General features: G+C 63.4%; 22 protein-coding genes. 13 read left to right on the top strand and 9 right to left on the bottom strand.

Translation table 11 applies throughout. The features are described 5' to 3' along the window. Positions 1–42 precede the first annotated feature (42 nt). Both GIB19_RS15575 and GIB19_RS15570 read right to left on the bottom strand, forming a co-directional pair. Positions 43–2,403: a DNA polymerase II gene (locus tag GIB19_RS15575; protein ID WP_274887118.1), complete on the bottom strand. Its 2,361-nt coding sequence runs from the start codon at positions 2,401–2,403 to the stop codon at positions 43–45. 218 nt (positions 2,404–2,621) lie between these two features. After that, a complete protein-coding gene (locus tag GIB19_RS15570) occupies positions 2,622–3,812 on the bottom strand; it encodes an MFS transporter (protein WP_274887116.1) in 1,191 nt (396 codons plus the stop codon). A gap of 119 nt (positions 3,813–3,931) precedes the next feature. On the opposite strand from GIB19_RS15570, the gene GIB19_RS15565 reads away from it, so the two are divergent. Beyond that, positions 3,932–4,837, top strand: coding sequence for a LysR family transcriptional regulator (locus GIB19_RS15565; protein WP_099429886.1), 906 nt, complete (start codon positions 3,932–3,934; stop codon positions 4,835–4,837). Here GIB19_RS15565 and GIB19_RS15560 read toward each other — a convergent pair. Next, positions 4,822–5,742, bottom strand: coding sequence for a LysR substrate-binding domain-containing protein (locus tag GIB19_RS15560; RefSeq protein WP_027593866.1), 921 nt, complete (start codon positions 5,740–5,742; stop codon positions 4,822–4,824). The two genes, GIB19_RS15565 and GIB19_RS15560, sit on opposite strands and share 16 nt — an antisense overlap. A gap of 160 nt (positions 5,743–5,902) precedes the next feature. On the opposite strand from GIB19_RS15560, the gene GIB19_RS15555 reads away from it, so the two are divergent. The 8 genes from GIB19_RS15555 (at position 5,903) to GIB19_RS15520 (ending at position 11,517) form a co-directional block, all read left to right on the top strand. After that, the gene (locus GIB19_RS15555; protein WP_027593867.1) at positions 5,903–6,679 is read left to right on the top strand and encodes a YqcI/YcgG family protein; all 777 of its coding nucleotides are present in this window, start codon (positions 5,903–5,905) and stop codon (positions 6,677–6,679) included. Between the two features lie 2 nt (positions 6,680–6,681). Continuing rightward, positions 6,682–7,308, top strand: coding sequence for a LysE family translocator (locus tag GIB19_RS15550; RefSeq protein ID WP_099429887.1), 627 nt, complete (start codon positions 6,682–6,684; stop codon positions 7,306–7,308). A gap of 25 nt (positions 7,309–7,333) precedes the next feature. Then, positions 7,334–8,428, top strand: a complete 1,095-nt coding sequence (locus GIB19_RS15545) for a hypothetical protein (protein ID WP_238210735.1) — start codon at positions 7,334–7,336, stop codon at positions 8,426–8,428. A gap of 156 nt (positions 8,429–8,584) precedes the next feature. Further along, positions 8,585–9,280, top strand: a complete 696-nt coding sequence (locus GIB19_RS15540; RefSeq protein ID WP_027593870.1) for a sel1 repeat family protein — start codon at positions 8,585–8,587, stop codon at positions 9,278–9,280. 90 nt (positions 9,281–9,370) lie between these two features. Further along, entirely contained in the window at positions 9,371–10,072 is a 702-nt protein-coding gene (locus tag GIB19_RS15535; protein ID WP_238210734.1) for an AzlC family ABC transporter permease, read from the top strand. Then, a complete protein-coding gene (locus GIB19_RS15530) occupies positions 10,069–10,383 on the top strand; it encodes an AzlD domain-containing protein (protein WP_099429890.1) in 315 nt (104 codons plus the stop codon). Before GIB19_RS15535 ends, GIB19_RS15530 begins: the two co-directional genes overlap by 4 nt. Beyond that, entirely contained in the window at positions 10,380–11,213 is an 834-nt protein-coding gene (locus GIB19_RS15525; protein ID WP_085273250.1) for an AraC family transcriptional regulator, read from the top strand. Before GIB19_RS15530 ends, GIB19_RS15525 begins: the two co-directional genes overlap by 4 nt. Positions 11,214–11,289: 76 nt before the next feature. Continuing rightward, complete coding sequence (locus GIB19_RS15520; protein WP_027593874.1) at positions 11,290–11,517, top strand: hypothetical protein; 228 nt, start codon at positions 11,290–11,292, stop codon at positions 11,515–11,517. A 35-nt stretch (positions 11,518–11,552) separates the two neighbouring features. On the opposite strand, the gene GIB19_RS15515 is transcribed toward GIB19_RS15520, so the two are convergent. The 5 genes from GIB19_RS15515 to GIB19_RS15495 form a co-directional block, all read right to left on the bottom strand. Continuing rightward, on the bottom strand, positions 11,553–12,041 hold the full coding sequence (locus tag GIB19_RS15515; RefSeq protein ID WP_099429891.1) for a copper chaperone PCu(A)C: 489 nt from the start codon (positions 12,039–12,041) through the stop codon (positions 11,553–11,555). Then, positions 12,041–12,649: an SCO family protein gene (locus GIB19_RS15510; RefSeq protein ID WP_027593876.1), complete on the bottom strand. Its 609-nt coding sequence runs from the start codon at positions 12,647–12,649 to the stop codon at positions 12,041–12,043. Before GIB19_RS15510 ends, GIB19_RS15515 begins: the two co-directional genes overlap by 1 nt. Before the next feature lie 214 nt (positions 12,650–12,863). Next, positions 12,864–13,448, bottom strand: coding sequence for a Fe-S biogenesis protein NfuA (nfuA, locus tag GIB19_RS15505; protein WP_012271640.1), 585 nt, complete (start codon positions 13,446–13,448; stop codon positions 12,864–12,866). Between the two features lie 58 nt (positions 13,449–13,506). Then, on the bottom strand, positions 13,507–14,541 hold the full coding sequence (locus tag GIB19_RS15500; protein ID WP_274887107.1) for an acyltransferase family protein: 1,035 nt from the start codon (positions 14,539–14,541) through the stop codon (positions 13,507–13,509). 235 nt (positions 14,542–14,776) lie between these two features. Beyond that, the gene (locus tag GIB19_RS15495) at positions 14,777–17,116 is read right to left on the bottom strand and encodes a fatty acid cis/trans isomerase (protein ID WP_446731385.1); all 2,340 of its coding nucleotides are present in this window, start codon (positions 17,114–17,116) and stop codon (positions 14,777–14,779) included. A gap of 136 nt (positions 17,117–17,252) precedes the next feature. Here GIB19_RS15495 and metH point away from each other — a divergent pair, with 136 nt between their 5' ends. Further along, positions 17,253–20,960, top strand: coding sequence for a methionine synthase (gene metH, locus GIB19_RS15490; protein ID WP_274887106.1), 3,708 nt, complete (start codon positions 17,253–17,255; stop codon positions 20,958–20,960). A 164-nt stretch (positions 20,961–21,124) separates the two neighbouring features. Then, positions 21,125–21,343: a DUF2970 domain-containing protein gene (locus GIB19_RS15485; RefSeq protein ID WP_099453514.1), complete on the top strand. Its 219-nt coding sequence runs from the start codon at positions 21,125–21,127 to the stop codon at positions 21,341–21,343. Between the two features lie 341 nt (positions 21,344–21,684). Here the strand turns inward: GIB19_RS15485 and GIB19_RS15480 are convergent, their stop codons facing one another. Beyond that, entirely contained in the window at positions 21,685–22,761 is a 1,077-nt protein-coding gene (locus GIB19_RS15480) for an ABC transporter substrate-binding protein (protein ID WP_099429896.1), read from the bottom strand. A 215-nt stretch (positions 22,762–22,976) separates the two neighbouring features. Here GIB19_RS15480 and GIB19_RS15475 point away from each other — a divergent pair, with 215 nt between their 5' ends. Both GIB19_RS15475 and GIB19_RS15470 read left to right on the top strand, forming a co-directional pair. Continuing rightward, positions 22,977–24,629, top strand: coding sequence for a nitrite/sulfite reductase (locus GIB19_RS15475; RefSeq protein ID WP_099429897.1), 1,653 nt, complete (start codon positions 22,977–22,979; stop codon positions 24,627–24,629). Next, entirely contained in the window at positions 24,613–25,107 is a 495-nt protein-coding gene (locus GIB19_RS15470) for a DUF934 domain-containing protein (RefSeq protein ID WP_099453512.1), read from the top strand. Before GIB19_RS15475 ends, GIB19_RS15470 begins: the two co-directional genes overlap by 17 nt.

Here is a 25,107-nt window from a genome sequence, read left to right as displayed (position 1 = left end):
CAGCCGCGGTTTGTCGAGGCGCTAGATAGGTAATGCCTGTGCTCAGAACAGCTGTAGCTGGCGGCCGGTCAACGCCGCGAAATCATCCCCGACAAAGGGCAGGATGGCGTCGGCCACCGGTTGCAGTTGGCGGCTCAGGTAATGCTCGTAATCGATGGGCGCCTGCAGGCTTTCCAAGGGTTCAGGGCCGGCCGTGGTGATCAGGTAGCTGATCCAGCCGCCGTTCTGGTACTGCCGGGGTCGGCCAAGGCGGCTGTTGTACTCATCGGCCAGGCGCGCGGCGCGCACATGCGGCGGCACGTTGCGCTGGTAATCGGCCAGCGGACGACGCAAGCGCTTGCGGTACACCATCAACTCATCGAGTTCGCCGGCCAAGGTCTGCTGCACGTACTGGCGCACGTAGTCGCGGTACGGTTGGCCACGGAAGATCCGCCCGTAAAGCGCCTGCTGAAATTCCCGGGCCAGCGGCGACCAGTCGGTGCGTACCGACTCCAGGCCTTTGTAGACCATCTCCTCGCTGCCGTCGGCGCGCTGCACCAGCCCCGCGTAGCGCTTCTTGCTGCCTTCTTCGGTACCGCGGATGGTCGGCATCAGAAAGCGTCGGTAATGGGTTTCGAACTGCAACTCCAGGGCACTTTCCAGGCCCATCGAATCACTCAAGTGCCGGCGCCACCAGAGGTTGACCTCGGCCACCAGCTCGCGGCCGATGCGCGCTGCAGCGTCCTCGTCATGGGCGCCTTTGAGCCAGACGAAGGTGGAGTCGGTATCGCCATAGATCACATCGAAACCGCGGGCTTCGATCAGTTCGCGGGTCTGGCGCATGATCTGGTGCCCGCGCATGGTGATCGACGATGCCAGGCGCGGGTCGAAGAAGCGGCAGCCACTGGAACCCAGCACACCGTAGAAGGCATTCATGATGATTTTGAGGGCCTGCGACAGCGGCGCGTTGCCCGCGCGCTTGGCCGCCTCCCTGCCCTGCCATACCCGCTCGACAATGGCCGGCAGGCAGTGCTGGCTGCGCGAAAAGCGCCCCCCGCGAAAACCTTCGACCGCGTGCTGCGGGTCGGGCTGACGCAAGCCTTCGACGAGGCCCACTGGGTCGATCAGAAAGGTACGGATGATCGAGGGGTACAGGCTCTTGTAGTCCAGCACCAGCACCGAATCGTAGAGGCCAGGGCGCGAATCCATGACAAAACCGCCGGGGCTGGCTTCGTCCGGGCGGCTGCCGAGGTTGGGCGCGACAAAGCCCAAACGGTGCATCTGCGGCATGTACAAATGGCAGAACGCGGCCACCGAACCGCCGCTTCGGTCCACGGCCAAGCCGGTGACCGAGGCGCGTTCGAGCAGGAACTCGAGCAGCCGGGTGTGGGCGAAGATGCGCGTGACCAGTTCGCAGTCCTTGAGGTTGTAGCGCGCCAGCGACGGTTTGTCCTCGGCGAACATGCGGTTGATTTCATCCATGCGCTGGTATGGCGTGCTGATCGCCTTGCCCTCCCCCAGCAGCGTCTGGGCAACGCTCTCCAGGCTGAACGACGGGAAGCTCCAGGTTGCCGAACGCAAGGCTTCGATGCCGTCGATCAGCAAGCGCCCAGGAGCATCGGCGAACACGTGGCCGCCGCTGGCGTGAGCGCGCAAGGCCATGGGCGCGCCGTTGCGGCCCAGGGCCAAAGGCACCTGCAGGTGCTTGGCATGTTCGTGCAACAGGCGCAGGTCGAACTGCACCAGGTTCCAGCCGATGATCGCATCCGGGTCGTGCCGGGCCATCCATTGGTTGAGGCAATCGAGCAGCGCGGCAGGGTCGTCGCAGTACTGCAGGTCAAAGTCCACCGCGCTGCTGTCGCCGTTGGCCGGGCCGAGCATGTACACCTGGCGCTGGCCGCAGCCTTCGAGGGCGATGCTGTACAGCGCGCCGCGCTCGCTGGTTTCGATATCCAGCGACACCAGGCGCAGCGGTGGTCGGTAGTCTGGCAGTGGCTTGAGTTGGGCGTCACAGAGCACGCCGTGGGCGTCTGGCAGGCCGGTGAACTGCACCGAGGCCGTGATGAAGCGCTCCATCAGGTAGCGCTCGGGGGGGCGGATATCAGCTTCGTACACCTCGACGCCGGCGTTGCGCAGGCGTTGCTCCAGTTGCATCAACTGGCGATGCTGACGGCAGTACAAGCCCAGCACCGGGCGCTGATCGAAGTCGCGCAGTTGCAAGGGCTTAAGCTCGACACCCGGCTCGTTGGCCAGCAGCACGCGCGCATGTTCGGCCTGCGCCTGCGCGATGAACGCCACCGAGACTTGCGGCGCCAGGCGCAGCTGGCGCGGGCCTTGGTCCGTCGCCAGCCAGAACTCCACGCACGTGCCTTCGGGTGTGTCATGCCAATGCCGGGTCAGGACAAAGCCCTGCTGCAATTCCACCGCGTGGACCTCTGATCGTCTGTTGTGCTGTAAGTGACGATTCTACCCTGTGCAGGGCAATCCAGGGCTGCCATGTCTTGCGTTGTCCTCAGATCCGACCCGGCCTCTGTAGGAGCAGCCTTGTGCTGCGAAGAGGCCGGTAAACCTGGCAGAGTTGCATGGTCAGTACTGGCCTCTTCGCAGCACAAGGCTGCTCAACGACCGCGTAGGCCTGGAAACTATCGGGAGCCGGCCTTGAACCCACCACGGCGCCCTGCCCAGGCCAGCAGCCACGCCAGGCCAATCAACACCAGCGCCACGGGGCCAAACCAGGCGACACCTGCCCCGGTCAGCAGCAACCCACCGATAATCCCGCCCAAGGCGATGGCGCTGTTCCACACCGTCACCAGCATCGACTGCGCCACGTCACCGCCCTCGCCCGCCGCATCTGCGCAGGCGGTCTGCAACAGTGTTGGCGCGCCGCCGTAGGTCACACCCCACAGCGCGATGCTCAGGTACAGGGCCCACGAGGACGCCTGCCCCAGCACCAGCGTGGCCACGGCAAAACCGGCCAGACTGAGCAGCACCAGCGTGCGCAGGTGGCGATCGACCAACAGCCCGACCAGGCCGATGCCCGCCAGCGCCGACAAGCCGAACACCATCAACACCTGGCCGATTTCGGCGGCCATCCCCGCCGCCGCCAGCAACGGCACGATGTAGGTATACAGAATGTTGTGGCCGAGGATCCAGGTCATGATCACCAACAGCACCAACGCCACGCCAGGTGTGCGCAACACCTGCAGCGCCGCCGGTCGCTTGCCGGCGGCCTGCCCCGGGTAGTCCGGCACGGCGCGCAACACCCAGACGACCAGCAGCAGCGCCACCACAGTGACCACGACAAAGGTGGCCCGCCACCCCAACAGTGCCCCTAGCCAGGTACCGATGGGCAAGCCGAGGGACAAGGCTATCGGCTGGCCGAGCATGGCCACCGCCATCGCCCGCCCCTGCAAGGCCACCGGCACCATGCGCCGGGCATGGCCGGCAATCAATCCCCAAGCCAGGCCGGCTGCGGCACCGGTGAAAAAGCGCAGCACCAGGGTAAGGGCATTGGACGACGACAAGGCCGTCAACCCGTTGAACAGCACGAAGCCACCAATCGCCAGCAGCAGTGCACGGCGGCGATACCAGCCTTGGGTCAGGGTCACCAGCGGGATGGCCGTCAGCAGCGAGCCCAATGCATACGCCGTGACCCACTGCCCGGCCATGGCCTGGCTGATCGCCATGCCGCCGGCGATCTGGTCCAGCAGGCCGGCAGGCAGGGTTTCGCTGAGGATGGCAATGAAGCCGGTCATCGCCAGGGCCAGCAGGCCGCTCAAGGGTAAGCGCTCGGCGCTTTCACCCAGTAGCGGTGCGGAAGAAGTCTGGGACATTGCGGGGTGCCTTGAAGTGGTGATCGAGGCCGGCAGTGTGCATGCCGGGGGTATTGCGGAAAAAGATGGGTACAATGCCGTTCACCCCGGACATTAATGTCCGCAATCAGGAGTGCGCAATGGACAGCCTCAGCGGCTTCGTAGTCTTCAACCGGGTGGCCGAAACCCGCAGTTTCGTGGCTGCAGGCCAGTCGTTGGGCATCAGCGCTTCGGCTGTGGGCAAGCGCGTGGCACGGCTGGAAAGCCGCCTGGGTGTGCGCCTGTTCCACCGCAGCACGCGCAGCATCACGTTGACCGCCGAAGGCACGCTGTTTCTTGAACGCAGCCGCCGTATCCTGGCTGAGATCGAGGCCACCGAGCAGGCCCTGTCACAGGCCAGTGAAACCCCGCGCGGCCGGCTACGCGTGAGCCTGCCCCAGGTCACAGGGCTGGTCATGCCGGCGCTGGCCGACTTCATGGCGTTGTACCCTGAGGTTGAACTGGACCTGGAGTTTACCGACCGCATGGTGGATATCGTCGGTGAAGGGTTCGATGTGGTGATGCGCGGCGGTCAACCTGTGGATTCGCGCCTCAATGCCAAGTTCCTCGGCCACTTCCAGCATCGCCTGGTGGCATCGCCCGAGTACCTGCGCGAACGCGGCACACCCACCCACCCCCGCGACCTCAGTGCACACACCTGCCTGCACTACCGCTTCCCCAGCAACGGCAAGCTGGAGACCTGGCCGCTGCGTCAGGAGCACCCCGACCAAGGCTATGACATCCCCATTTCGATGGTGTGCAACCACGTCGAGACACGCATCTGCTTCGCCCTCAACCACCGCGGCATCACCTGCCTGCCAGACTTCAGCGTGCGCCGCGAACTGGCCGCCGGCACGCTGGTGACGGTACTCGACAGTTTCATGGAGCGGCGTGGCAGTTTCTACCTGTTGTGGCCGTCGGGGCGCCAGGTGCCGCCCAAGCTGCGGGTGTTCATCGATTTCATGCTTGAGCGGGTGTTCCCCGGCAGCCCTCAACCGTACAAATAGTTGATGTCCTTGTAGGCCAACGGCGGCACCTGGCTGATCAGAAAATCACGCAGTTTGTGCATCTGCCGGGCCTTGGGGCTGGATTTCAGCCAAGTCATGTAATACCCGTCACCGGTGGCCACCGCGTGCTTGAACGGCGTCACTAGCCGCCCTGCCGACAGGTCGGAGCTGGCCAGCACCAAGTCCACTACCGAGATGCCCAGGCCTTGCTGGGCCGCCGAAATCCCCTGGTCGAGGGTATCGAAAACCTGCCCCTGGTCGATGCTGATATCCAGTGCGTCCATCCGCGCCAGCCAGCGTCGCCAATCGCGACGGTCCGGCGACGGGTGCAGGAACTCGCATTGGCGTAGGTCGGCAAGGTCGGGCTGGGCTTGCGCCATGTAATCGGGATGGCACACCGGGATCAGCCACTCATCGAACAGCTTGAAGCTCTCGACATCGGCGGGGAAACGGCCGTTGGCCAACAGGATGGCGCAGTCGTAGGGCTCCGAATAGAAGTCCACGCTGTCGATGTCCATCCACACGCTCGACAGTTGCACGCTGCTGCTGTCATCGAGCTTCTTGAAGCCGTCCAGGGCCCTGAGCAACCAGCGCATGGTGAGCGTGGATGGCGCCTTCAGTCGCACGCCATATCGGTCCTGTCGCAGCAACGCGCAGGCGTTTTCGATGATCTTGAAGCCGACCTTGAGCTCTTGTGACAGCAGGCGCCCGTGCTCGGTCAGGCTCAGTTTCGGCCCACGACGCTCGAACAGGTCGCAGCCGAACATGGCCTCGAGGGTCTTGATGTGGTGGCTGACCGCCCCTTGGGTCAGCGCCAGCTCCTCCGCCGCACGGGTAAAGGAGCCATAACGAGAGGCCACCTCGAAAGCACGCAGGGCGTGCAAGGCCTGAATCCGTTCCGACATGGCGACGTCCGAAGCATGAGTGAGACTAATAGTAGGTCATAGTTCCACGCGTTTTACAACGTTAAGTCTGTCTCAGAAAATGCGGGTAAATAATAAAGATTACCAACGATTCTGCCTGCATATGACTGGAACGTTACTTAATTAGATGCCTGGGGAAATCATGTTTACGGGTTATGGAAACTGCTATCGCCTGGATGCGCTAGAGCTGGCCGCTGAACATGTGCGGAACACGCAACATTGGACATACAAAACCATACAACATTTTCGCAGCATTCTCGCCAACCCCGAATTCCCCTGCCTGTTTGGCCGCAAGGCAGTCGCCAGCGAGACCTGCCACATCCTCTTCGCCCGCGCCGAACAACTGGCCGACGACATCGCCCAGGGCCTGGCTGACTACGTGCGCACCATCACACCGATCCCGCTCAAGCAGCGGATCGGCAGCCCATTGGTGGTGTTTCTCGAAACCGCCAGCGAATACACCCTTGCCGAGCAACAGGCGCTGGCCTGGAAGGTCCTGCAGGGCGTGCACGCGCGCGACCCGCACCCCTGGCCACAGGCGATGCCGACTGACCCCCACGACACGGGCTGGTCGTTCTGCTACGCCGGTATGCCGCTGTTCATCAACATGAACTTCCCCGGCCACCAACAGATGAAAAGCCGCAACCTGGGGCCACACATCACTTTCGTCATCAACCCGCGGGAAAACTTCGACGAAGTGGCCAACGCCAGCACCGAAAGTGGCAAGCGTATCCGTGCCCGCATCCGCGAGCGGGTACAGCATTACAACAACGGCATCATGCCCGACACCCTTGGCGCGTTCGGCGATGCCGATAACTACGAGTGGAAGCAGTACCAGCTACAGGAGGCGGGTTCGCTCAACCCGTCGCGCTGCCCGTTCCACGCCCATGTAACAGCCGACACACTGATCGAGAATTGACCGTGAATACCGCACTCACCGCCACCTATGCCCTGACTGTCCTGCTGCTGATCGCCACCCCTGGCCCAGTGGTGGCACTGATCGTCAACACCGCTGCCGCCTCCGGGTCGCGCAAAGCCATGTTCACTGCCGTGGGGACCAACTGGGCGTCCCTGGTACTGATTGGCGCGGCGGCCTGGATCATCCTGACCAGCGCGGCCATCGACAAGGCCTGGCTCAGCGGCATGAGCCTGCTGGGCTGCCTGTTCATCGGCTACATCGCCGTGGGCACCCTCAAGGAAGCCCTGCAGGCGCCCACCCCAGAGTCGGCGAACGAAGCGCCTGGGCCTGGGCGTGGCGGCCTGCTGCAAGGGTTCATGGTGGGTATCTCCAACCCCAAGGACATCATCTTCTTCATCGCCTTCTTCCCTCAGTTCATCCAGATCACCGAGTCGTTCGGCAAAAGCATGGTGGTGCTGTCGCTGTTGTGGGTGGCCATCGATTTTGCCGTGCTCAGCCTGTACATCTTCGCCATCGGCAAGATCGCTTCGCAGCGCAGCAATCGCGTCATCAGCCTGGCCTCGGGCGTCGCCCTGCTGCTGATCGCGGCCGGCGGCCTGCTGTACAACCTCAAGGAACTGGCGGCCTGAGCCGGATGCCTCGCAAGGAGTGCCCATGAGATCGACCGACACGAGCACAGATGTTTTGGGCCTTCCTTCGCCGCTGCAACAGGACTACCAGCGCTTTCTGCAACTGGGCAGCCGCCGTGCGCCACACGCCTTGCACATCCACGAGAGCGGCTACCGCTCGGGCACCATCAACACCGATGCGCTCGGCCTGCGCTACAGCCACTGTGCCGGCAAGCGCTTCTCGGCGGCCGAGCGCGGCACGGCGCCGCGCATCAACCTGTTGGTCGGGGGCTCCACCGCCTTGGGCGTCGGTGCCAGCAGCGATGAGCACACGGTGGCTTCGCACCTGTCGATGCTGACCGGCGAGGTCTGGCTGAGCCTGGCAGGCTGCGGGCTCAATGCTGGCCAAGAACTGCTGATGTTCCTGACTCACCAGCACCGCCTCGGCCAGCTCGGCCACGTGGTGGTGCTCAGCGGCCTCAATACCTTGGCCCATGAGGCCCTCTACGAAATCCTCGCCAGCCCCCGCGAGGCGCATCACGTCACAGGTTTTCAGGAAGCCTTGAACAGTTTCAGCGATGGCATGCCGCCTGCCGCAGCCCCCCGCCGACAATCGCTTTGGCGGCGCATCGGCCAAGCCTTGGCCGCGCCCCCTCCCGCGCCTCCAGCCGCCCAGCCGCTGTCGCCCCCAGAAAAACGCCTGGTCCGCGCGGCCGACAGCATCGGCCGCACCCTGCGCCAGTGGGAGCGGCTGCTGGCAGACAGCCACGCCACCCTCACCTTCATTCTTCAGCCGCTGCTGCCCTGGTGCCGAGAAACTTTGCCAGCGGGCGAGCAAGCTATGCTGGCGGCGTTGGCGCGGCAGCCCGCGAACTTCGAGCGCCTGCTGGACGGGGTCTTCGACAGCCACTTGCACACGGCCTTCTTTCGCCGCATCAAAGACCAGGCCGACCCGGTAGCCTGCTATGACATGAACAGCATGCTCAGCAGCTCGCCCGTGTTTGGCGCCGACCTGTTCGTCGACCGCCTGCACCTCAACGACCTGGGCAACAACGCACTGGCCAAAGTCATTACCGCCAAGCTGGGCCTGGCCCAGGAAAAACACGCTCAGCGCAAGGTCACGCCTATCAAGCTCGTCTGACAGTTGCCCGCCGGTCTTCCGGCGAGGCCCCTTGGGTGGCTAGAATACGTCGTCGTTCCGATTCGCCCGAGGCGTACCTGTACCTGTGATGAACATCCAAGCCGTGCATCAACCACTGGCCGCCTGTCGTGACTGCCCGTCCCACGAGGCCTGCCTGTGAGTCGTGTGGCAACCCTGTCGCCGCTGGTGATCGCCTTGATGCCACTGGCCGCGCAAGCGCTCGACGTGCGCATAGACCCTCATGCCGACTTGCTCTACCGCCAGGCCCTGCCCTTGCTCGAGCAGGCCGACAGCCAGGACGACGGCGCCAGCTCACTGCGCACTGCCGTGGGCAGCGACCCGGAGCTCACCCGCCAGGGCCAGGCCCTCGCGCACACCTTGCCCACCGCCGTGGCACTGCTGAAAAAGTCGGTGGAGCTTGGCCACCCCGTGGCCCAGTACCGGCTGGCGCTGTACTACATGACCTACCTGCCGGTGGCCCAGATCCCGGACGCTGCCTGCCCTTTGCTGGAGGCGAGCCTCAAGCAAGGCTTCGCGCCACCGGCACCGGCCATTGCCACCTGGTGCCCGCCCTACAACGCCAGCGCAGACTATCGCGCTGCGCTGGAGGCGATCCCAAGCATGGCCCCCCAATACGCTCCCTACTACCCACAGCCCACCACACGACTGGCCTGCAACCGCAGCCAGCCGCAAGGCCTGAACATGCAGTGGGGGCGCCAGCGTGACTACCAGGCCGAGGTGTACCGGGTGCTGGCCGACCTTGACCCAGGGCATCGCCAGGCCTTGCTGCAAAAGGCCGTGGACATCAACGGATGCTCGACTGCGCAGCGCTGGTTGACCAGCCATCGATAGCGGCGAGTCGACAAACCAGCAAGATCGTTCAAGCCATCGCCCGCTTCACTCTGGCATGCTGCCCAACCGAGTACACGCGTTGCAGCCACCATGCCCCACAACCCACACATCGCTCGCCAAGCCTTTGTTCATGGCGCCATCGCCATCCTCCCGCTTTCACTGGCCGTCGCCCCCTGGGGCCTGCTGGCCGGCTCCATGGCCATTGAGGCCAACCTGAGCGCCTGGCAAGGCCAGGGGCTGTCGGCCATCGTCTTCGCCGGTGCTGCACAACTGGTGGCGATCGGCATGCTCAAGGGCGGCGCCAACCTGGCCTCGATCCTGCTCACCACCTTGCTGCTGACATCGCAGCACCTGCTGTACGGCCTGTCCATGCGCCCGGTACTGTCGAACCAGCCGCTGCGCTGGCGGTTGGGCCTGGGCTTTTTGCTGACCGACGAGTTCTTTGCCCTGACCAGCCATTACGACCAGCAGCAGTTCAATCGCTGGTATGCGCTGGGTGTGGGCCTGACCTTCTACATCGCTTGGAACCTGTTCACCTTGGCAGGCATCGTCCTTGGCCAGAACATCCCCCACCTCGACCAATTGGGCCTGGACTTCTCGATTGTCGCCACCTTCGTCGCCCTGATCGCGCCACTGGTGCGCAATCTGGCCACGGTGGTGTGCGTGGCCGTGTCGCTGTTCTGCTCGGTCCTGTTCAGTGCCTGGCACTGGGAAACTGCCCTGGTGGCCGCGGGCCTGCTCGGCATGGGCGCCGGCTTCATTTGCCAAAAGTGCTTTGGAGGCCGCGCATGACCTGGTTACTGATTTTCGCCATGGGCGCCATCGTGTTTCTCAATCGCTATGCGTTTCTTGAACCACGCCTGCCCTTGCGCCTGAGTTCCAATGCCCGGCAGTTTCTGGGCTTCGCGGTGCCGGGCATGCTCACCGCCATCTGCGGGCCGATCATTTTCATGCCTGACCACCAGTTGAACCTGAGCCTGCTCAACCCTTATCTGCTGGGCTCGGTGGTGGCCGTCATCTTGGTGCTGTTGACCCGCAGCGTGTTGCTGAGCATGCTGGTGAGCATGTTGATCTTCTTCCTCCTGCGCAGCTGGCTGGCATGACCACGCCCCTGCGCGAGCAGACGCACCTGTGGCAGGCGCCGGCGCTGGGCGACGTCGAAATGCTGCACGCGCGGTATTTCCAGCAGCGCTTCGCCCCGCACGTGCATGAAGGCTACGTGTTCACCGTGATCGAGTCGGGCGCCCAGCGCTTCTGGCATCGCGGCAGCGAACACCTGGCCCCGGTGGGCAGCATGGTGTTGATCAACCCCGACGAACTGCACACCGGCGCCACCGCCCACGAAGCCGGCTGGCGCTACCGCGGTTTCTACCCAGAACATGAGCGGGTAACGGGCGTGCTGGAGGAGCTGGAACTGGGCCGCCACGGCATGCCCACCTTCAAGGACAGTGTGATCCAGGACCCGGCCCTGGCGCTCGCCTTCAGCCAGCTGCACCAGTTGTCCGAAGGCGCAGCCAGTGCCCTGGAACAGCAGACTGCCTGGCGCCATGCCGTGCTGGCCCTGGTGCAACGCCATGGGCAATGCGCCGAACCCGCTGCACCCGGCCATGAGCCACAGGCGGTGGCCCGCGCCCGTGAACTGCTGGAGAGCCAGCTGGCCGACCCGCCATCGCTTGAAGCCCTGGCGGCGGCGGTCAACCTGTCACCCTTCCACTTCGCCCGGGTGTTTCGCCAGGCCACCGGCCTGCCGCCCCATGCCTGGCTCAAGCAACGGCGCCTGGCCCGTGCCCGTGAGTTTTTGAAACGCGGCCAGGCGGCTTCGGAGGTGGCGTTTGCGCTTGGGTTTGCCGACCAGAGCCACTTGAGCCGGCAGTTCAAGCAGGCATATGGGGTGACCCCAGGCGCATACCGCAGCGCCTGCCTGCCAAGCTGACGCCCTGCGACACCCGGCCCCAGGCAAGCTTGCTGGCCACTGCTACACTGACAGGGCTGAATTGGAGGATCCTGCCATGTCCGAAAGAGAGCTCACCACCCTCATATCGCTGATGAACCAGCGTCAGGCCTGCCTGAGCAGTGCCTGCAAGGAGATTGCCGACTGGATCGACCGGCAGGGCGATGTGCCCGCCGCCGGCAAGATCCGCGCGAGTCTAAAGGCCCTGGAGGCCGACGAAGCCCAGGTACGCAAGACCTTGACCTCGCTGACCCTCGACAGGCCATTGCCGCGTTTTCGTAGCTGAATGAATTGGGGCCGCTATGCGCGGCCCCAGATGAATCAGTGTTTCATGTGCATGTGGTCATGCCCACCGCCTGCCTCGGCGTTGAGCGGACGCACTGGCGCTTGCACCTGCAGCGTTTCCTTGCCGCCTTTGGCATCTTCGATGACCAGGGTCAGTGGCACCTGCTCGCCTTCTTTCACCTGCTGGTTCAACCCCATCAGCATCACGTGCAGGCCGTTCGGGTCCAGGGTGACTGCTTTGCCAGCCGGCAACTCGACGGCCTTGACCTCGCGCATGCCCATCACGTCGCCGTTCATGGTCATTTCATGCACTTGCACGGTCTTTGCCACAGGCGATTCAACGCCAACCAGCTTGCTGTCGCTGCTGGCCGTGAGGGTCATGAAGGCACCGGTGGACTGCTGGTGCGGCACGCTGGCGCGGACCCAGGCATCACTCACGGTGGTCTGGGCCAGGGCTGGCAGGGCAAGGCCCAGCAGGGCGATGGCGGCCAGGCCGCGTTTGATCGGTTGCAGTGAAACAGCCATTAGCAAATCTCCATCAGGGTGACCAGGTCTTCAGCGCATTCCTTGGCATTCAGGGAATGGCCCAGGCTCAGGCGCAGGGTGCCACGCGTATCGTAGACGTAGCTGGTGGAAGAATGAGAGATGGTGTAGGTATCACCGGCCGGGACCTTCTCGTAGAACACCTTGAACTCTTTGGCCACCTCGGCGATTTCTTCGGGGGTGCCCGTCAGCGCGGTGAACGAGGGGTCGAACGCTTTGACGTAGGCGTCAAGCACTTCGGGGGTGTCGCGCTCCGGGTCCAGGGTAATGAACACCACCTGGAACAAGTCACGGTCGCGGCCCCTGAGCAACTGCCTGATTTGCGCCGCCCGCGCCAGCGTGGTCGGGCAGACCGCCGGGCACTGGGTGAAGCCGAAGAAAATCATCGGCATGCTGCCGTAGAAGCTCGACAGGGTACGTGGGTTGCCTTGGGGGTCCTTGAGGTTGAACTTGCGCCCAAGGATTTCGTTGCTCATGTTCTTGCCGTACTTGAACTCAAGACCCCGGGCCGGGCTGCAGCCAGCCAGCAGGCCAAGCCCGAGAACGCCCATCCCGGCGACAACCGCGCGCCGGGTATACAGATCATTCATGGAACTATCCTTTACAGGCCATCCTTTACAGGAAAGGTACCGGCCCTTGGGACGGGCCAGCCGAAAAACCGGGGCATTCTTACATGACACCCCAAGTGCTTCTACCCGACGAAGGCGCAGCTGGCCTGCAGCCCTTTGAATACGGGCTGCGGCCTGTTGTCGCAGGGGTTGAACTCGTAACAGTTTGTTGCTAAGGAAGCGGCGAACCCTGGTATCAGTAGTACGCGTTTTCCTTCTGGGTGTGGTCGGTCACGTCGCGCACACCTTTGAGCTCCGGAATCCGCTCGAGCAGGGTGCGCTCGATGCCTTCCTTCAGAGTCACGTCGGCCTGGCCGCAGCCCTGGCAACCGCCGCCGAACTGCAGCACAGCGATGCCGTCGTCGACCACGTCCACCAAGCTTACCTGGCCGCCATGGCTGGCCAGGCCCGGGTTGATCTCGGTCTGCAGGTAGTAGTTGATACGCTCGTTGATCGGGCTGTCTTCGTTGACCATCGGCACCTTGGCGTTCGGCGCCTTGATGGTCAGCTGGCCGCCCATGCGGTCAGTGGCGTAGTCGACCAGCGCGTCTTCAAGGAAGGGTACGCTGACTGCATCGAGGTAAGCGGTGAAGCTCTTCAGACCCACGGCGGTGTCGTCAGGCTTCTCTTCGCCCGGCTTGCAGTAGGCAATGCACGTCTCTGCGTACTGGGTGCCTGGCTGGGTGATGAAAATGCGGATGCCGATGCCGGGCGTATTCTGCTTGGAGAGCAGATCGGCCAGGTAATCATGGGCGGCGTCGGTAATGGTTATAGCGCTCATGGAAGTTCCTCACAGACTTGCGGCCAAGTGTACGCCAACCTGGCCCTTGTACAAAGTCCTAGTATTTGACTCGGGAAAGCGCATACGCCGGCGCCTGCCCCCGTGGCGCCGCCAGCCAGGCCTGCATCCGCCGATACAGGCCGCGCTCCAGCCACTGGTAGCTGAACCACGACATTAGTCCAATGGACGGCACGCACAGGGCAAACACCAGGTACGGGTTCAGGTGCAGCCGCTGGCTGGCGAACCAGCCGGCATACAGCACCAGCACGTGAATCAGGTAGACCGAATACGAACAGTCGCCCAGCGCCTTGAGCAGCCGGTTACCCGCGAACAACGGCTCCAGGGAGACAAAGGCCAGCACCACCAGCGCGCTCGGCAGGCCCCAATGCAGCAGGCGCTGGGAGGCGTCGAGGTGGTAGGTGGCATACCCCGCCACCGCGAGCAACGCCAGGGGCGTCCAGATGCCCTGGCGGATCACACCGCGCCGATATAGCACACCCAGGCCGATGCCGAGCAGGAACTCATAAATGATGCCGTTGTTGTAGAAGCGGCTGAGCACACCCAGCCGCCCCAGCACTTCACTCACCAGCAGCAGCGCGACAGTGACCAGCAGCAGCTGATGGCGTTGGCGGACCAGGAATGCCAGGCCGAACAGCAGGTAGAAGAACATCTCGAAGTTCAGCGTCCAGCCCACGTTCAAGGTCGGATAAAGGCCATACCCGCCGGGGTTTTCCGCAGGCACGAACAGCAGCGACAACAGCAGGTGGTGCCAGTCGAATTCCTGGTGCGGCATCCAGCGGCTGGCCGCCAGCAGCAGGCCCGCCATGACCAAGGTGTAGAACCAGTACGCCGGGACGATGCGCAGCACCCGGTTGAGCAGGAACTGGCGGGGTTCGATGGCTTTGTCGCGGGTGGAGAGGTAGATAACCAGGCCGCTGATGACGAAGAAGATGTCGACGCCGACAGCGCCCCGGTCGGTGAGCAGTTGGCCGATGGGCCCGCTGGCCTTGAAGTCGAAGAAGATCTGCATGAAATGGTGGCAGACCACCACCCAGGCGGCGAACGCCCGCAGTGCCTGAAGCGAATACAGCATGAAATACCCTGCGATTGCCGGTGCATTGAGGCCGCTGGCCGAGTGCAGAGGCGAGCGCTACGCGCTCGTTCGCGGGTAAACCCGCTCCCACAGGTACTGCACCGGTCAAGAGGCCAGCGCTATCCCTGTGGGAGCGGGTTCACCCGCGAAGGGCTGCAAAGCAGCCCCCCTGCAATCGATCAAGACCACCCAACCTTTCCGACCGCAGTTGTTTCGGAAAGGTCAGGTTGACCGATCAGAGGTTCTCGTAGCGGTTCATGTCCAGCACACCCGCTTCCACTGGCTGGGTCTCCTTGATGTAGCTATTGAGGTCATGGAAGTACTGCCAGAACTGCGGATGGCTGCGGCGCACGCCCCAGCGCATGACGATGCGCTCGAATTTGCCAGCATCATCACGCGCATACTCCATGTCCTCGACAAACTCGGGCACGTCCTCGGCCGGAATGTTGAAGATGAAATTCGGGTAACTGCTGAGCACGCCTGGGTACAAGGTCAGGGTGTCCAGCCCAGGCTGATAGCGGTAGGCCTCACCCAGTAGGAAGGCAACGTTGCTGTGCGCACGGTTGCGCAGCAGGCTGTACACCTGGCGCTGGCCGCCCTGCCCTTCGATACGCAGCATCGTCGCCTCAGGCAGCTGGTTGATGACCTTGAGCCCGGCAGCCGGGCGCGACACCAGGCGGCTGAGCGACTGCTCGACATTGCGGAACGCTTCGTTCATCTGCGGCCGCGAGCAGTAAGCCCCCTGGCAGCGGTTGATCGGGTCAGGTGCTGCATTCAGGCTGCCGGTACGCTGCACCAGCTTGAGCCCAAAGTCGCGTTTTGGGTTCGCCGGGTCCAGCTTGATACCGCTTGGGGTGTCAGTGTCGATGTCCTCGTAATCGAGCCACATCTTCACCTTGCCGCTGTTCTGGTACCAGTCGCTGAGGATCGCGCCACGCTGGTCGGCCGGCATCAGGCGCAGGAAGTTGACCTCCGCGCCATTGCGGATCAGGTCGAAGTACAGGCGGGTCTGCAACTGGTGCGAAACGTTGCCGAACACATCGAAGTTGACGGCCAATTGGTAGTAGGTGCGCTCGAACAAGGGGTAGTCGAACAGCCACACGGTGAGCGGCACATCTCCGATCAGGCCCTTGGTCACCGAGGCGCTGTCGAAGTGACGGAAGATGCTCAGCAGTGCATTGTCGTTACCGGCCCACAGCGTCGACCAACCCGGCGCCGGCATTTCGGCATAGGCTTCGCGGCGCAGTTTTTCGTATTCGTTGCGCTTGTCGCGGTAGGCATGCCAGAGGCCCAGCACACTGCCCACGTCGTCGATCTGCCCCGGCATGGCCAGCAGCGGCGTGGCCTCGCCACGGTACTGGGCATCGGTGATGTAGCGGTCATGGGCCGGCTCCTGGAACAGCGCCCAGAAGTTGTCGCGGATCACGTCGGTTGCAATCTGCCCACGGCACACCGGGCCACGGATGAAGGTGCGCACGAAGTACTCGGCGTTGTCCAGCATGAACTGGTAACGCGCCACCGCCGGGATCGCCTCGAAGGTCTCGAACGGGTTGGCCCGGTGGCGCGGGCCATAGCCTGGCAGCGCCGAGGCATGCCAGTCACCCGCGTAGAACAGTTGCTTGACCCGCTTGAGCTTCTGCGGCCCCATTGGGTAAGTGATATGCGTCTTGTGCACGATCACACCCTGCACCGGCATCAGCCGGTAGTAAAAGTCGGTGCCTGGCGGGTCGTTGGGACGTCGGGTCGCGATCACGTCGACCGGCTGGCCACTGGGCGTGCGGGACCGCACCCACTGGAAGAAGTGGCCCTGCTCGCCGCCGACGAAGTAGATGTGCGCAAGGAACAGGTGCTCGTAAAGCCAGCGGCCAACCAGCGCCTCGGTCGAACCCGGGCGGTTGAGCAGCTCTTCCCAGTCGGCGATCTGCTTGGCCTCGACCGCACTCGGCTGAATCGGCTGGTACTCCACCGGCGCGCCAGCCGCCAGCCAGCGTTGCAGGGTGGTGTACTCCTGGTCGGTCAGGCCGGTGACCGCCAGCGGCATACCTTCTTTAGGGTGCGCGCCGGCGTAGGCGTCGAACTCATGGGGCAAAGGGCACATGTTGTTGCGGTTGATGCCCAAGACGATGTCCTCGGGCAGCTTGGCATTGGGCGTAAGCGGCGTCTTGTGCCCCAGCTCGAGCATGCGCGCCATCAGCGCGGCCTGGCTGCCCTGGCCGTCAAGCACCGAGTAGAAGCCCTTCTTGCGCCACTCGCCCTCGCTGTGGGCGTCGTAGAACAGCCGCGTGGTCGGCACCGCCGCGCTGCGGTCACCTTGGTACACCGGCACCTTGGTTGCCCCCCGCACCGCGCCCTCAGGGCTTTCCAGCTTGAGCTGGCAGGCCGCGTCGTTGCAGGCATGGCAGGCCACGCACTTCTCGGTGAAAATCGGCTGGATATCCCGGGTGTAGAAAATAGCCGGGCTCGATTGGGCAGCCTGCCCGAAGGTCGCGCCACTGATGAGCAAGGCGAAAACGCCCGCCCAAGCACGAATACAACGATGCACCATGTGCGGAAAGTCCTGGTTCTTGAAAGCCATCACGATTGCCTGGTCGTCCTTGGGTGCTTGTGCGCCAACATGAGCTAAATTCATGCAAATGGGCAGTGCGCCTAAAAACCGCGCAGCTTTGTTATGATTCGGCACCTTCTGATATTCGCCCGACCAGGTAGTTCCTATGTCCGACCGCAGCGCTCGTCTCCAAGCACTCCAGCACGCACTCAAAGAGCGCATCCTGATCCTCGACGGCGGCATGGGTACTATGATCCAAAGTTATCGCCTCGAGGAACACGACTATCGTGGCACGCGCTTTGCCGATTGGCCAAGCGATGTGAAAGGTAACAACGACTTGTTGCTGCTTAGCCGCCCCGATGTCATCGCCGCGATCGAGAAAGCCTACCTGGACGCTGGCGCCGATATTCTCGAAACCAACACCTTCAACGCCACGCAGATTTCCCAGGCCGACTACGGCATGGAGTCGCTGGTCTACGAGCTGAACGTCGAAGGCGCGCGCATCGCCCGCCAGGTGGCCGACGCCAAGACTCTGGAGACGCCGGACAAACCGCGCTTCGTCGCCGGCGTACTGGGCCCGACCAGCCGCACCTGCTCGATTTCCCCGGACGTCAACGACCCCGGCTACCGCAACGTCACCTTCGACGAGCTGGTAGAAAACTACATCGAGGCCACCCGCGGCCTGATCGAGGGCGGCGCCGACCTGATCCTGATCGAAACCATCTTCGACACCCTCAATGCCAAGGCGGCGATCTTCGCCGTGCAACAGGTGTTCGAGGATGACAACGTCGAACTGCCGATCATGATCTCCGGCACCATCACCGACGCCTCGGGCCGCACCCTGTCGGGCCAGACCACCGAAGCCTTCTGGAACTCGGTGCGCCACGCCAAGCCGATTTCCGTCGGCCTCAACTGCGCCCTCGGCGCCAAGGACCTGCGCCCGTACCTGGAAGAGCTGTCGACCAAGGCCGACACCCACGTCTCGGCGCACCCCAACGCCGGCCTGCCCAACGCCTTCGGTGAGTACGACGAAACCCCGGCCGAAATGGCCGCAGTGGTCGAGGAGTTCGCTGCCAGCGGCTTCCTTAACATCATCGGCGGCTGCTGCGGCACCACCCCGGGCCACATCCAGGCCATCGCCGAGGCGGTTGCAAAGTACAAGCCACGTGAGATCCCGGAAATCGCCAAGGCCTGCCGCCTGTCGGGCCTGGAGCCGTTCACCATCGACCGCCAGTCGCTGTTCGTCAACGTGGGCGAGCGCACCAACATCACCGGTTCCGCCAAGTTCGCCCGGCTGATCCGCGAAGAGAACTACACCGAAGCCCTGGAAGTGGCCCTGCAACAGGTCGAGGCCGGCGCCCAGGTGATCGACATCAACATGGACGAAGGGATGCTCGACTCCCAGGCCGCCATGGTCCGCTTCCTCAACATGATCGCCGGCGAGCCGGACATCTCCCGCGTGCCGATCATGATCGACTCCTCCAAGTGGGAAGTGATCGAGGCGGGCCTCAAGTGCATCCAGGGCAAGGGCATCGTCAACTCGATTTCCATGAAGGAAGGCGTCGAGCAGTTCAAGCACCACGCCCGCCTGTGCAAGCGCTACGGCGCCGCCGTGGTGGTGATGGCCTTCGACGAGGTCGGCCAGGCCGACACCGCCGCGCGCAAGAAGGAAATCTGCAAGCGCAGCTACGACATCCTGGTCAACGAAGTCGGCTTCCCGCCGGAAGACATCATCTTCGACCCGAACATCTTCGCCGTCGCCACCGGCATCGAAGAGCACAACAACTACGCTGTCGACTTCATCGAAGCCTGCGCCTACATCCGCGACCACCTGCCCCACGCCTTGAGCTCGGGTGGTGTGTCCAACGTGTCGTTCTCGTTCCGCGGCAACAACCCGGTGCGTGAAGCGATCCACTCGGTGTTCCTGTTCCACGCCATCCGCAATGGCCTGACCATGGGTATCGTCAACGCCGGCCAGCTGGAAATCTACGACGAGATCCCGGCCGACCTGCGCAACAAGGTCGAGGACGTGGTGCTCAACCGCACCCCGGAAGGCACCGATGCGCTGCTGGCCATCGCCGACGACTACAAAGGCGGCGGCGCCACCAAGGAAGTCGAAAACGAAGCCTGGCGCTCGCTGCCGGTCGGCAAACGCCTGGAACATGCCCTGGTCAAAGGCATCACCGCGCACATCGTCGAAGACACCGAGGAGTGCCGCCAGCAGTGCGCGCGCCCGATCGAAGTCATTGAAGGCCCGCTGATGAGCGGCATGAACGTGGTCGGCGACCTGTTCGGTGCCGGTAAGATGTTCTTGCCGCAGGTGGTCAAGTCGGCGCGCGTGATGAAGCAGGCCGTGGCACACCTGATCCCGTTCATCGAAGCCGAAAAAGGCGACAAGCCCGAAGCCAAGGGCAAGATCCTGATGGCCACGGTCAAGGGCGACGTGCACGACATCGGCAAGAACATCGTCGGCGTGGTGCTGGGCTGTAACGGCTACGACATCGTCGACCTGGGCGTGATGGTGCCGGCCGAGAAAATCCTGCAGACCGCACGCGACGAGAAATGCGACATCATCGGCTTGTCCGGCCTGATCACCCCGTCGCTGGACGAGATGGTCCACGTTGCCCGCGAAATGCAGCGTCAGGGTTTCAACCTGCCGCTGATGATCGGTGGCGCGACCACCTCCAAGGCGCACACGGCGGTGAAGATCGAACCCAAGTACAGCAACGACGCGGTGATCTACGTCACCGACGCTTCGCGCGCCGTCGGTGTGGCAACCCAATTGTTGTCCAAGGAGCTCAAGCCCGGCTTCGTCGAGAAGACCCGCCAGGATTACGTCGAAGTGCGCGAGCGCACCGCCAACCGCAGTGCCCGCACCGAGCGCCTGAGCTACGCCAAGGCCATCGCGGCCAAACCGCAGTATGACTGGGCAAGCTACCAGCCAGCCGTACCTACCTTCACCGGTGTGAAGGTGCTGGAAGACATCGACCTGCGCACCCTGGCCGAGTACATCGACTGGACGCCGTTCTTCATCTCCTGGGACCTGGCCGGCAAATTCCCGCGCATCCTCACCGACGAAGTGGTCGGCGAGGCCGCGACGTCGCTGTACAATGACGCCCGCGAGATGCTCGACAAACTGATCGACGAGAAGCTGATCAGTGCCCGCGCCGTGTTCGGCTTCTGGCCAGCCAACCAGGTCGCCGATGACGACATCGAGGTCTATGGCGATGACGGCCAGCCCCTGGCCACCTTGCACCACCTGCGCCAGCAGACCATCAAGCCCGACAACAAGCCAAACTGGTCGCTGGCCGACTTCGTCGCACCCAAAGACAGCGGCGTCACCGACTACGTCGGCGGCTTCATCACCACTGCGGGCATCGGCGCCGAGGAAGTGGCCAAGGCCTACCAGGACAAGGGCGATGACTACAGCTCGATCATGGTCAAGGCCTTGGCCGACCGCCTGGCCGAAGCCTGCGCCGAATGGCTGCACGAGCAGGTGCGTAAAGAGCACTGGGGTTACGCCCGCGACGAGCACCTGGACAACGAAGCGTTGATCAAGGAGCAGTACAGCGGCATCCGCCCTGCCCCCGGCTACCCGGCCTGCCCGGACCACACCGAGAAAGAAACCCTGTTCCGCCTGCTCGATGGCACGGCCATTGGCGAGACAGGCCCAAGCGGCGTGTTCCTGACCGAACACTTTGCGATGTTCCCGGCGGCGGCGGTCAGCGGCTGGTACTTTGCCCACCCGCAGGCGCAGTACTTTGCCGTGGGCAAGGTCGACAAGGACCAGATCGACAGCTACAGCGCGCGTAAAGGCCAGGAGGTGAGCGTGAGTGAGCGTTGGTTGGCGCCGAACCTTGGGTACGACAGCTAAGACCGTTCTAGCCTGACTGGCCTCTTCGCGGGCAAGCCCGCTGCTACAGGGATTTGCGCGCCCCTCCTGTGGGAGCGGGCTTGCCCGCGAAGAGGCCAACGAAGCCAACATCCCTTCCATTGCCTACACTGTCCCTGATTGCCTCCGAATACCCAGGAGCCCCCATGGACGACTCAAGCCAAGGCAAGCCCCCCACCTTCTGGCAAATGCTGCACAGCATCCTCGCCGCCGCCTTCGGTGTGCAGAGCGGCAAGAACCGCGCACGCGATTTCACCCACGGCAAAGCCAGCCATTTCATTGCGATGGGTACCGTGTTCACCCTGCTGTTCATTCTGATACTGATCGGCCTGGTGCAATTGGCCATGCACATGACCGCGCGTTGAGCCTATGAAAACGCCTGCGGGAATCCCTCCCGCAGGCGTCTTGGCTGCATCACGGTCTGAATGGCAGTCTACTGGTGGCTGACCCAATACACGGCGGTGACCACCACTAGGACGATCAAGCAAAGAATCGCCCAGGCATCGACACTGCTGTCAGCTTTGCGGACCTTGGTTGAGTTTCCCATTGCATTGCCTCTTGTTGTGGTTATGGGAATGCACTTCACCTCCAGCAGTTAAGACGAGCAATGCCCTTTCCTCAAGCAAGGTCTTTTGTCTGGCGACGGGCGACGCTCAGGCGTTGGCAAGCCCGCATCCCTCGCCAACGCCGCCAAGTGGCAATGCGTTCAGTAATCCATCGGTGCGGTCAGAAACGGGTACGTGTAGTCAGCCGGGCGCCCTTCAGCGCTGTAGGGCTGGAAATCGACACCATGATCAGCCTGCTCGAGCAACTTGAGCCAACGCCGCGCCTTTGCCTGGTCAATCGACTGCAACGCGGGCACGCTGTGCTCACGCAGGCCATCGCGATTGACCACCAGCCCGCGCGCATCGTCGTGCAGCATGACCATGGCCCAGCCACCCAAGGTGAAGTGCCCACCCATCAACACCCCAAGGCGCCCGTCGACCCGCGCCCGCAACGCCTCGGGCGAACTGTTGACGGCGCTGAACACCGCATCGCGCCCTGGCATGCGCCCAGCCGCCTCGAATGCCTGCATGGCGCCGAAGGCCATCTCATCGTTGGCCGACCACACAAGCGTGGTGTCCGGGTAACGCTGCAGCAACACACGCGCCTGCTCGAAGGCGCGCTCACGGCTCCAGCCGCCATACACCACCTGGCGCAGACGCACCTGAGGGAAGTCGGCCAAGGCGCGGCGCATGCCCGCTTCGCGCCGTTGCGAGGCTGGCGTGGTCTTGACCCCGGCGAAGGCCACCAGGTCCACCGGCCCGTCAGTGCGTGGGAGCAAGGCAACCATCTGGTGCAGCATCTGGTAACCGGCCTGCTCGTCGTTGGTGGTCAGCGTGCCCAGCACCTGGGGATACTTCTCGGGCTGCGCCTCGATGCTTTGTGCCTGGCTGGCCGTCAGCCCGTTGTTGACCAGAAACAGCTTGACCCCGGTCCCCTTCGACAGGCGGATGATTTCCGGCGCCACATACTGTTCGTTGACCAGCACCAGATAGTCCGGCCGCTGCGGGCCCTTGAGCAGCGCCCGTGCCTGGCTCAGGGTTCGCTCGGCATTGCGCTCGCTGTATTCGACCCGCAGCGTCATGCCCAGGTCGTCAGCCGCTGCCTGCATGAAGCGCGCATAGCTGACCCAAAATGTCTCGGTGGACAAGCCTGGGTTAAGGAACACGACGGAAGCAGCCTGCGCATTGGCTGCCAACGGCAGGCTCAGGCACAAGCTTTGGCAAAGCGCCTTGAGCATGCGGTTACACCCCTTGCAACAAACCCGCGAGTATAACCCCACGGCACAGGCGGACGAACAAATGCCAGTCAGTCTCACTTAGTTCGTTTGGTTCTTTTCATATGCAAAAACATCACTTTAGCGCATAAACACACTCTGATATCGTTCCCCAGCTCCGAACCGGAGTGCGCGGCCGTGCGCGCGAATAGCTGCATGCAGCCTGAGACAGGACTTTTATGTACGTATACGACGAGTACGATCAGCGGATCATCGAGGACCGCGTCAAGCAGTTCCGTGATCAGACCCGCCGCTACCTGGCCGGGGAGCTGAGCGAAGAAGAATTCCGCCCTCTGCGCCTGCAGAACGGCCTTTATATCCAACGTTTCGCCCCGATGCTGCGTGTCGCCGTGCCTTATGGCCAGCTGAACGCGCGCCAGGTCCGCACACTGGCCAAGATCGCTCGCGACTACGACAAGGGCTACGCCCACATTTCCACCCGCCAGAACGTGCAGTACAACTGGCCGGCGCTGGAAGACATCCCAGACATCCTCGCCGAGCTGGCCACCGTGCAGATGCACGCGATCCAGACCAGCGGCAACTGCCTGCGCAACACCACCACCGACCAGTTCGCCGGTGTTGCCGCGGATGAAATCATCGACCCGCGCCCTTGGTGCGAGATCGTCCGCCAGTGGACCACCTTCCACCCGGAATTCGCCTACCTGCCGCGCAAGTTCAAGATCGCCATCAACGGCTCGAAAGAAGACCGCGCGGCCATCGAAGTGCACGATATCGGCCTGGAGCCGGTGCGCAACGCAGCGGGCGAGCTGGGCTTCCGTGTACTGGTTGGCGGCGGCCTGGGGCGTACCCCGGTGGTCGGCGCGTTCATCAACGAGTTCCTGCCTTGGCAGGACCTGATCAGCTACCTCGACGCCATCCTGCGCGTGTACAACCGTTACGGTCGCCGTGACAACAAGTACAAGGCGCGGATCAAGATCCTGGTCAAGGCGCTGACGCCTGAAGTGTTCGCCGAAAAGGTCGAGGCCGAAATGGTCCACCTGCGCGGCGGCAACAGCACCCTGACCGAAGACGAAGTACAGCGTGTTTCGCGCCACTTCGTCGACCCGGACTACCTGGCCCTGGACAACGTCGACTACAGCGCCCAAGACGCCGAAGCCCCCGGTTTCGCCCGCTGGCGCTCGCGCAACACCCGCGCCCACAAGCGCCCTGGCTATGTGGCCGTGACCTTGTCGCTCAAGCCCACCGGCGTTGCCCCTGGCGACCTGACCGACAAGCAGCTGGACGCCGTGGCGGACCTCGCCGAGCGCTACAGCTTCGGCTTCCTGCGCACCTCGCACGAGCAGAACATCATCCTCGCCGACGTTGAGCAGCGCCAGCTGCACGCCCTGTGGCTGGAGCTGCGCGAAGGTGGCTTTGCCACGCCGAACATCGGCCTGCTGACCGACATCATCTGCTGCCCGGGCGGTGACTACTGCTCGCTGGCCAATGCCAAGTCGATCCCGATCGCCGAATCCATCCAGCGCCGTTTCGACGACCTGGACTACCTGTTCGACATCGGCGAGATCGACCTGAACATCTCCGGTTGCATGAACGCCTGCGGCCACCACCACGTGGGCCACATCGGCATCCTCGGCGTGGACAAGAAAGGCGAGGAGTTCTACCAGGTGTCCCTCGGCGGCAACGCTGCGCGTGACGCGAGCCTGGGCAAGATCCTCGGCCCATCCTTCGCCCAGGACGCCATGGCCGATGTGATTGAAAAGCTGATCGCCGTGTACGTAGAGCAGCGTACCGAGGAAGAGCGTTTCATCGACACCTACCAGCGTATCGGCATCGACCCCTTCAAGGAACGCGTCTATGCAGCGAATCATTAAGAACAACCAGATCGTCGACGAAACCTGGCACCTGCTGCCCAAGGAAACGTCGTTCGACGAGTTGACCAACTGCGACGACTACATCGTCCCGCTGCAACTGTGGCGCGACCATGCCCACGTGCTCAAGGCCCGCGACGGCGGCCTGGGTATCTGGCTGGACAGCGACGAAGAAGCGGAAGAGATCGGCGAAGACGTGCAGCACTTCCAGGTCATCGCCTTGAACTTCCCGGCTTTCACCGACGGGCGCAGCTACTCCAACGCGCGCCTGCTGCGTGACCGCTACAAGTTCACCGGTGAGCTGCGCGCCATTGGCGACGTGCTGCGCGACCAGCTGTTCTTCATGGCCCGTTGTGGCTTCGATGCGTTTGCCATCCGTGCCGACAAGGACCCGGAAGACGCACTGCAAAGCCTGAAAGACTTCTCGGTGACCTACCAGGCCGCCGCCGACCAGCCGCTACCGCTGTTCCGCCGCCGCTGA

Source organism: Pseudomonas sp. ITEM 17296 (assembly GCF_028895205.1).
GTDB classification, from domain to species: domain Bacteria; phylum Pseudomonadota; class Gammaproteobacteria; order Pseudomonadales; family Pseudomonadaceae; genus Aquipseudomonas; species Aquipseudomonas kermanshahensis.
Note: the sequence above shows the minus strand (reverse complement) of the source record. Positions and strands in the feature narration are given on the sequence as shown.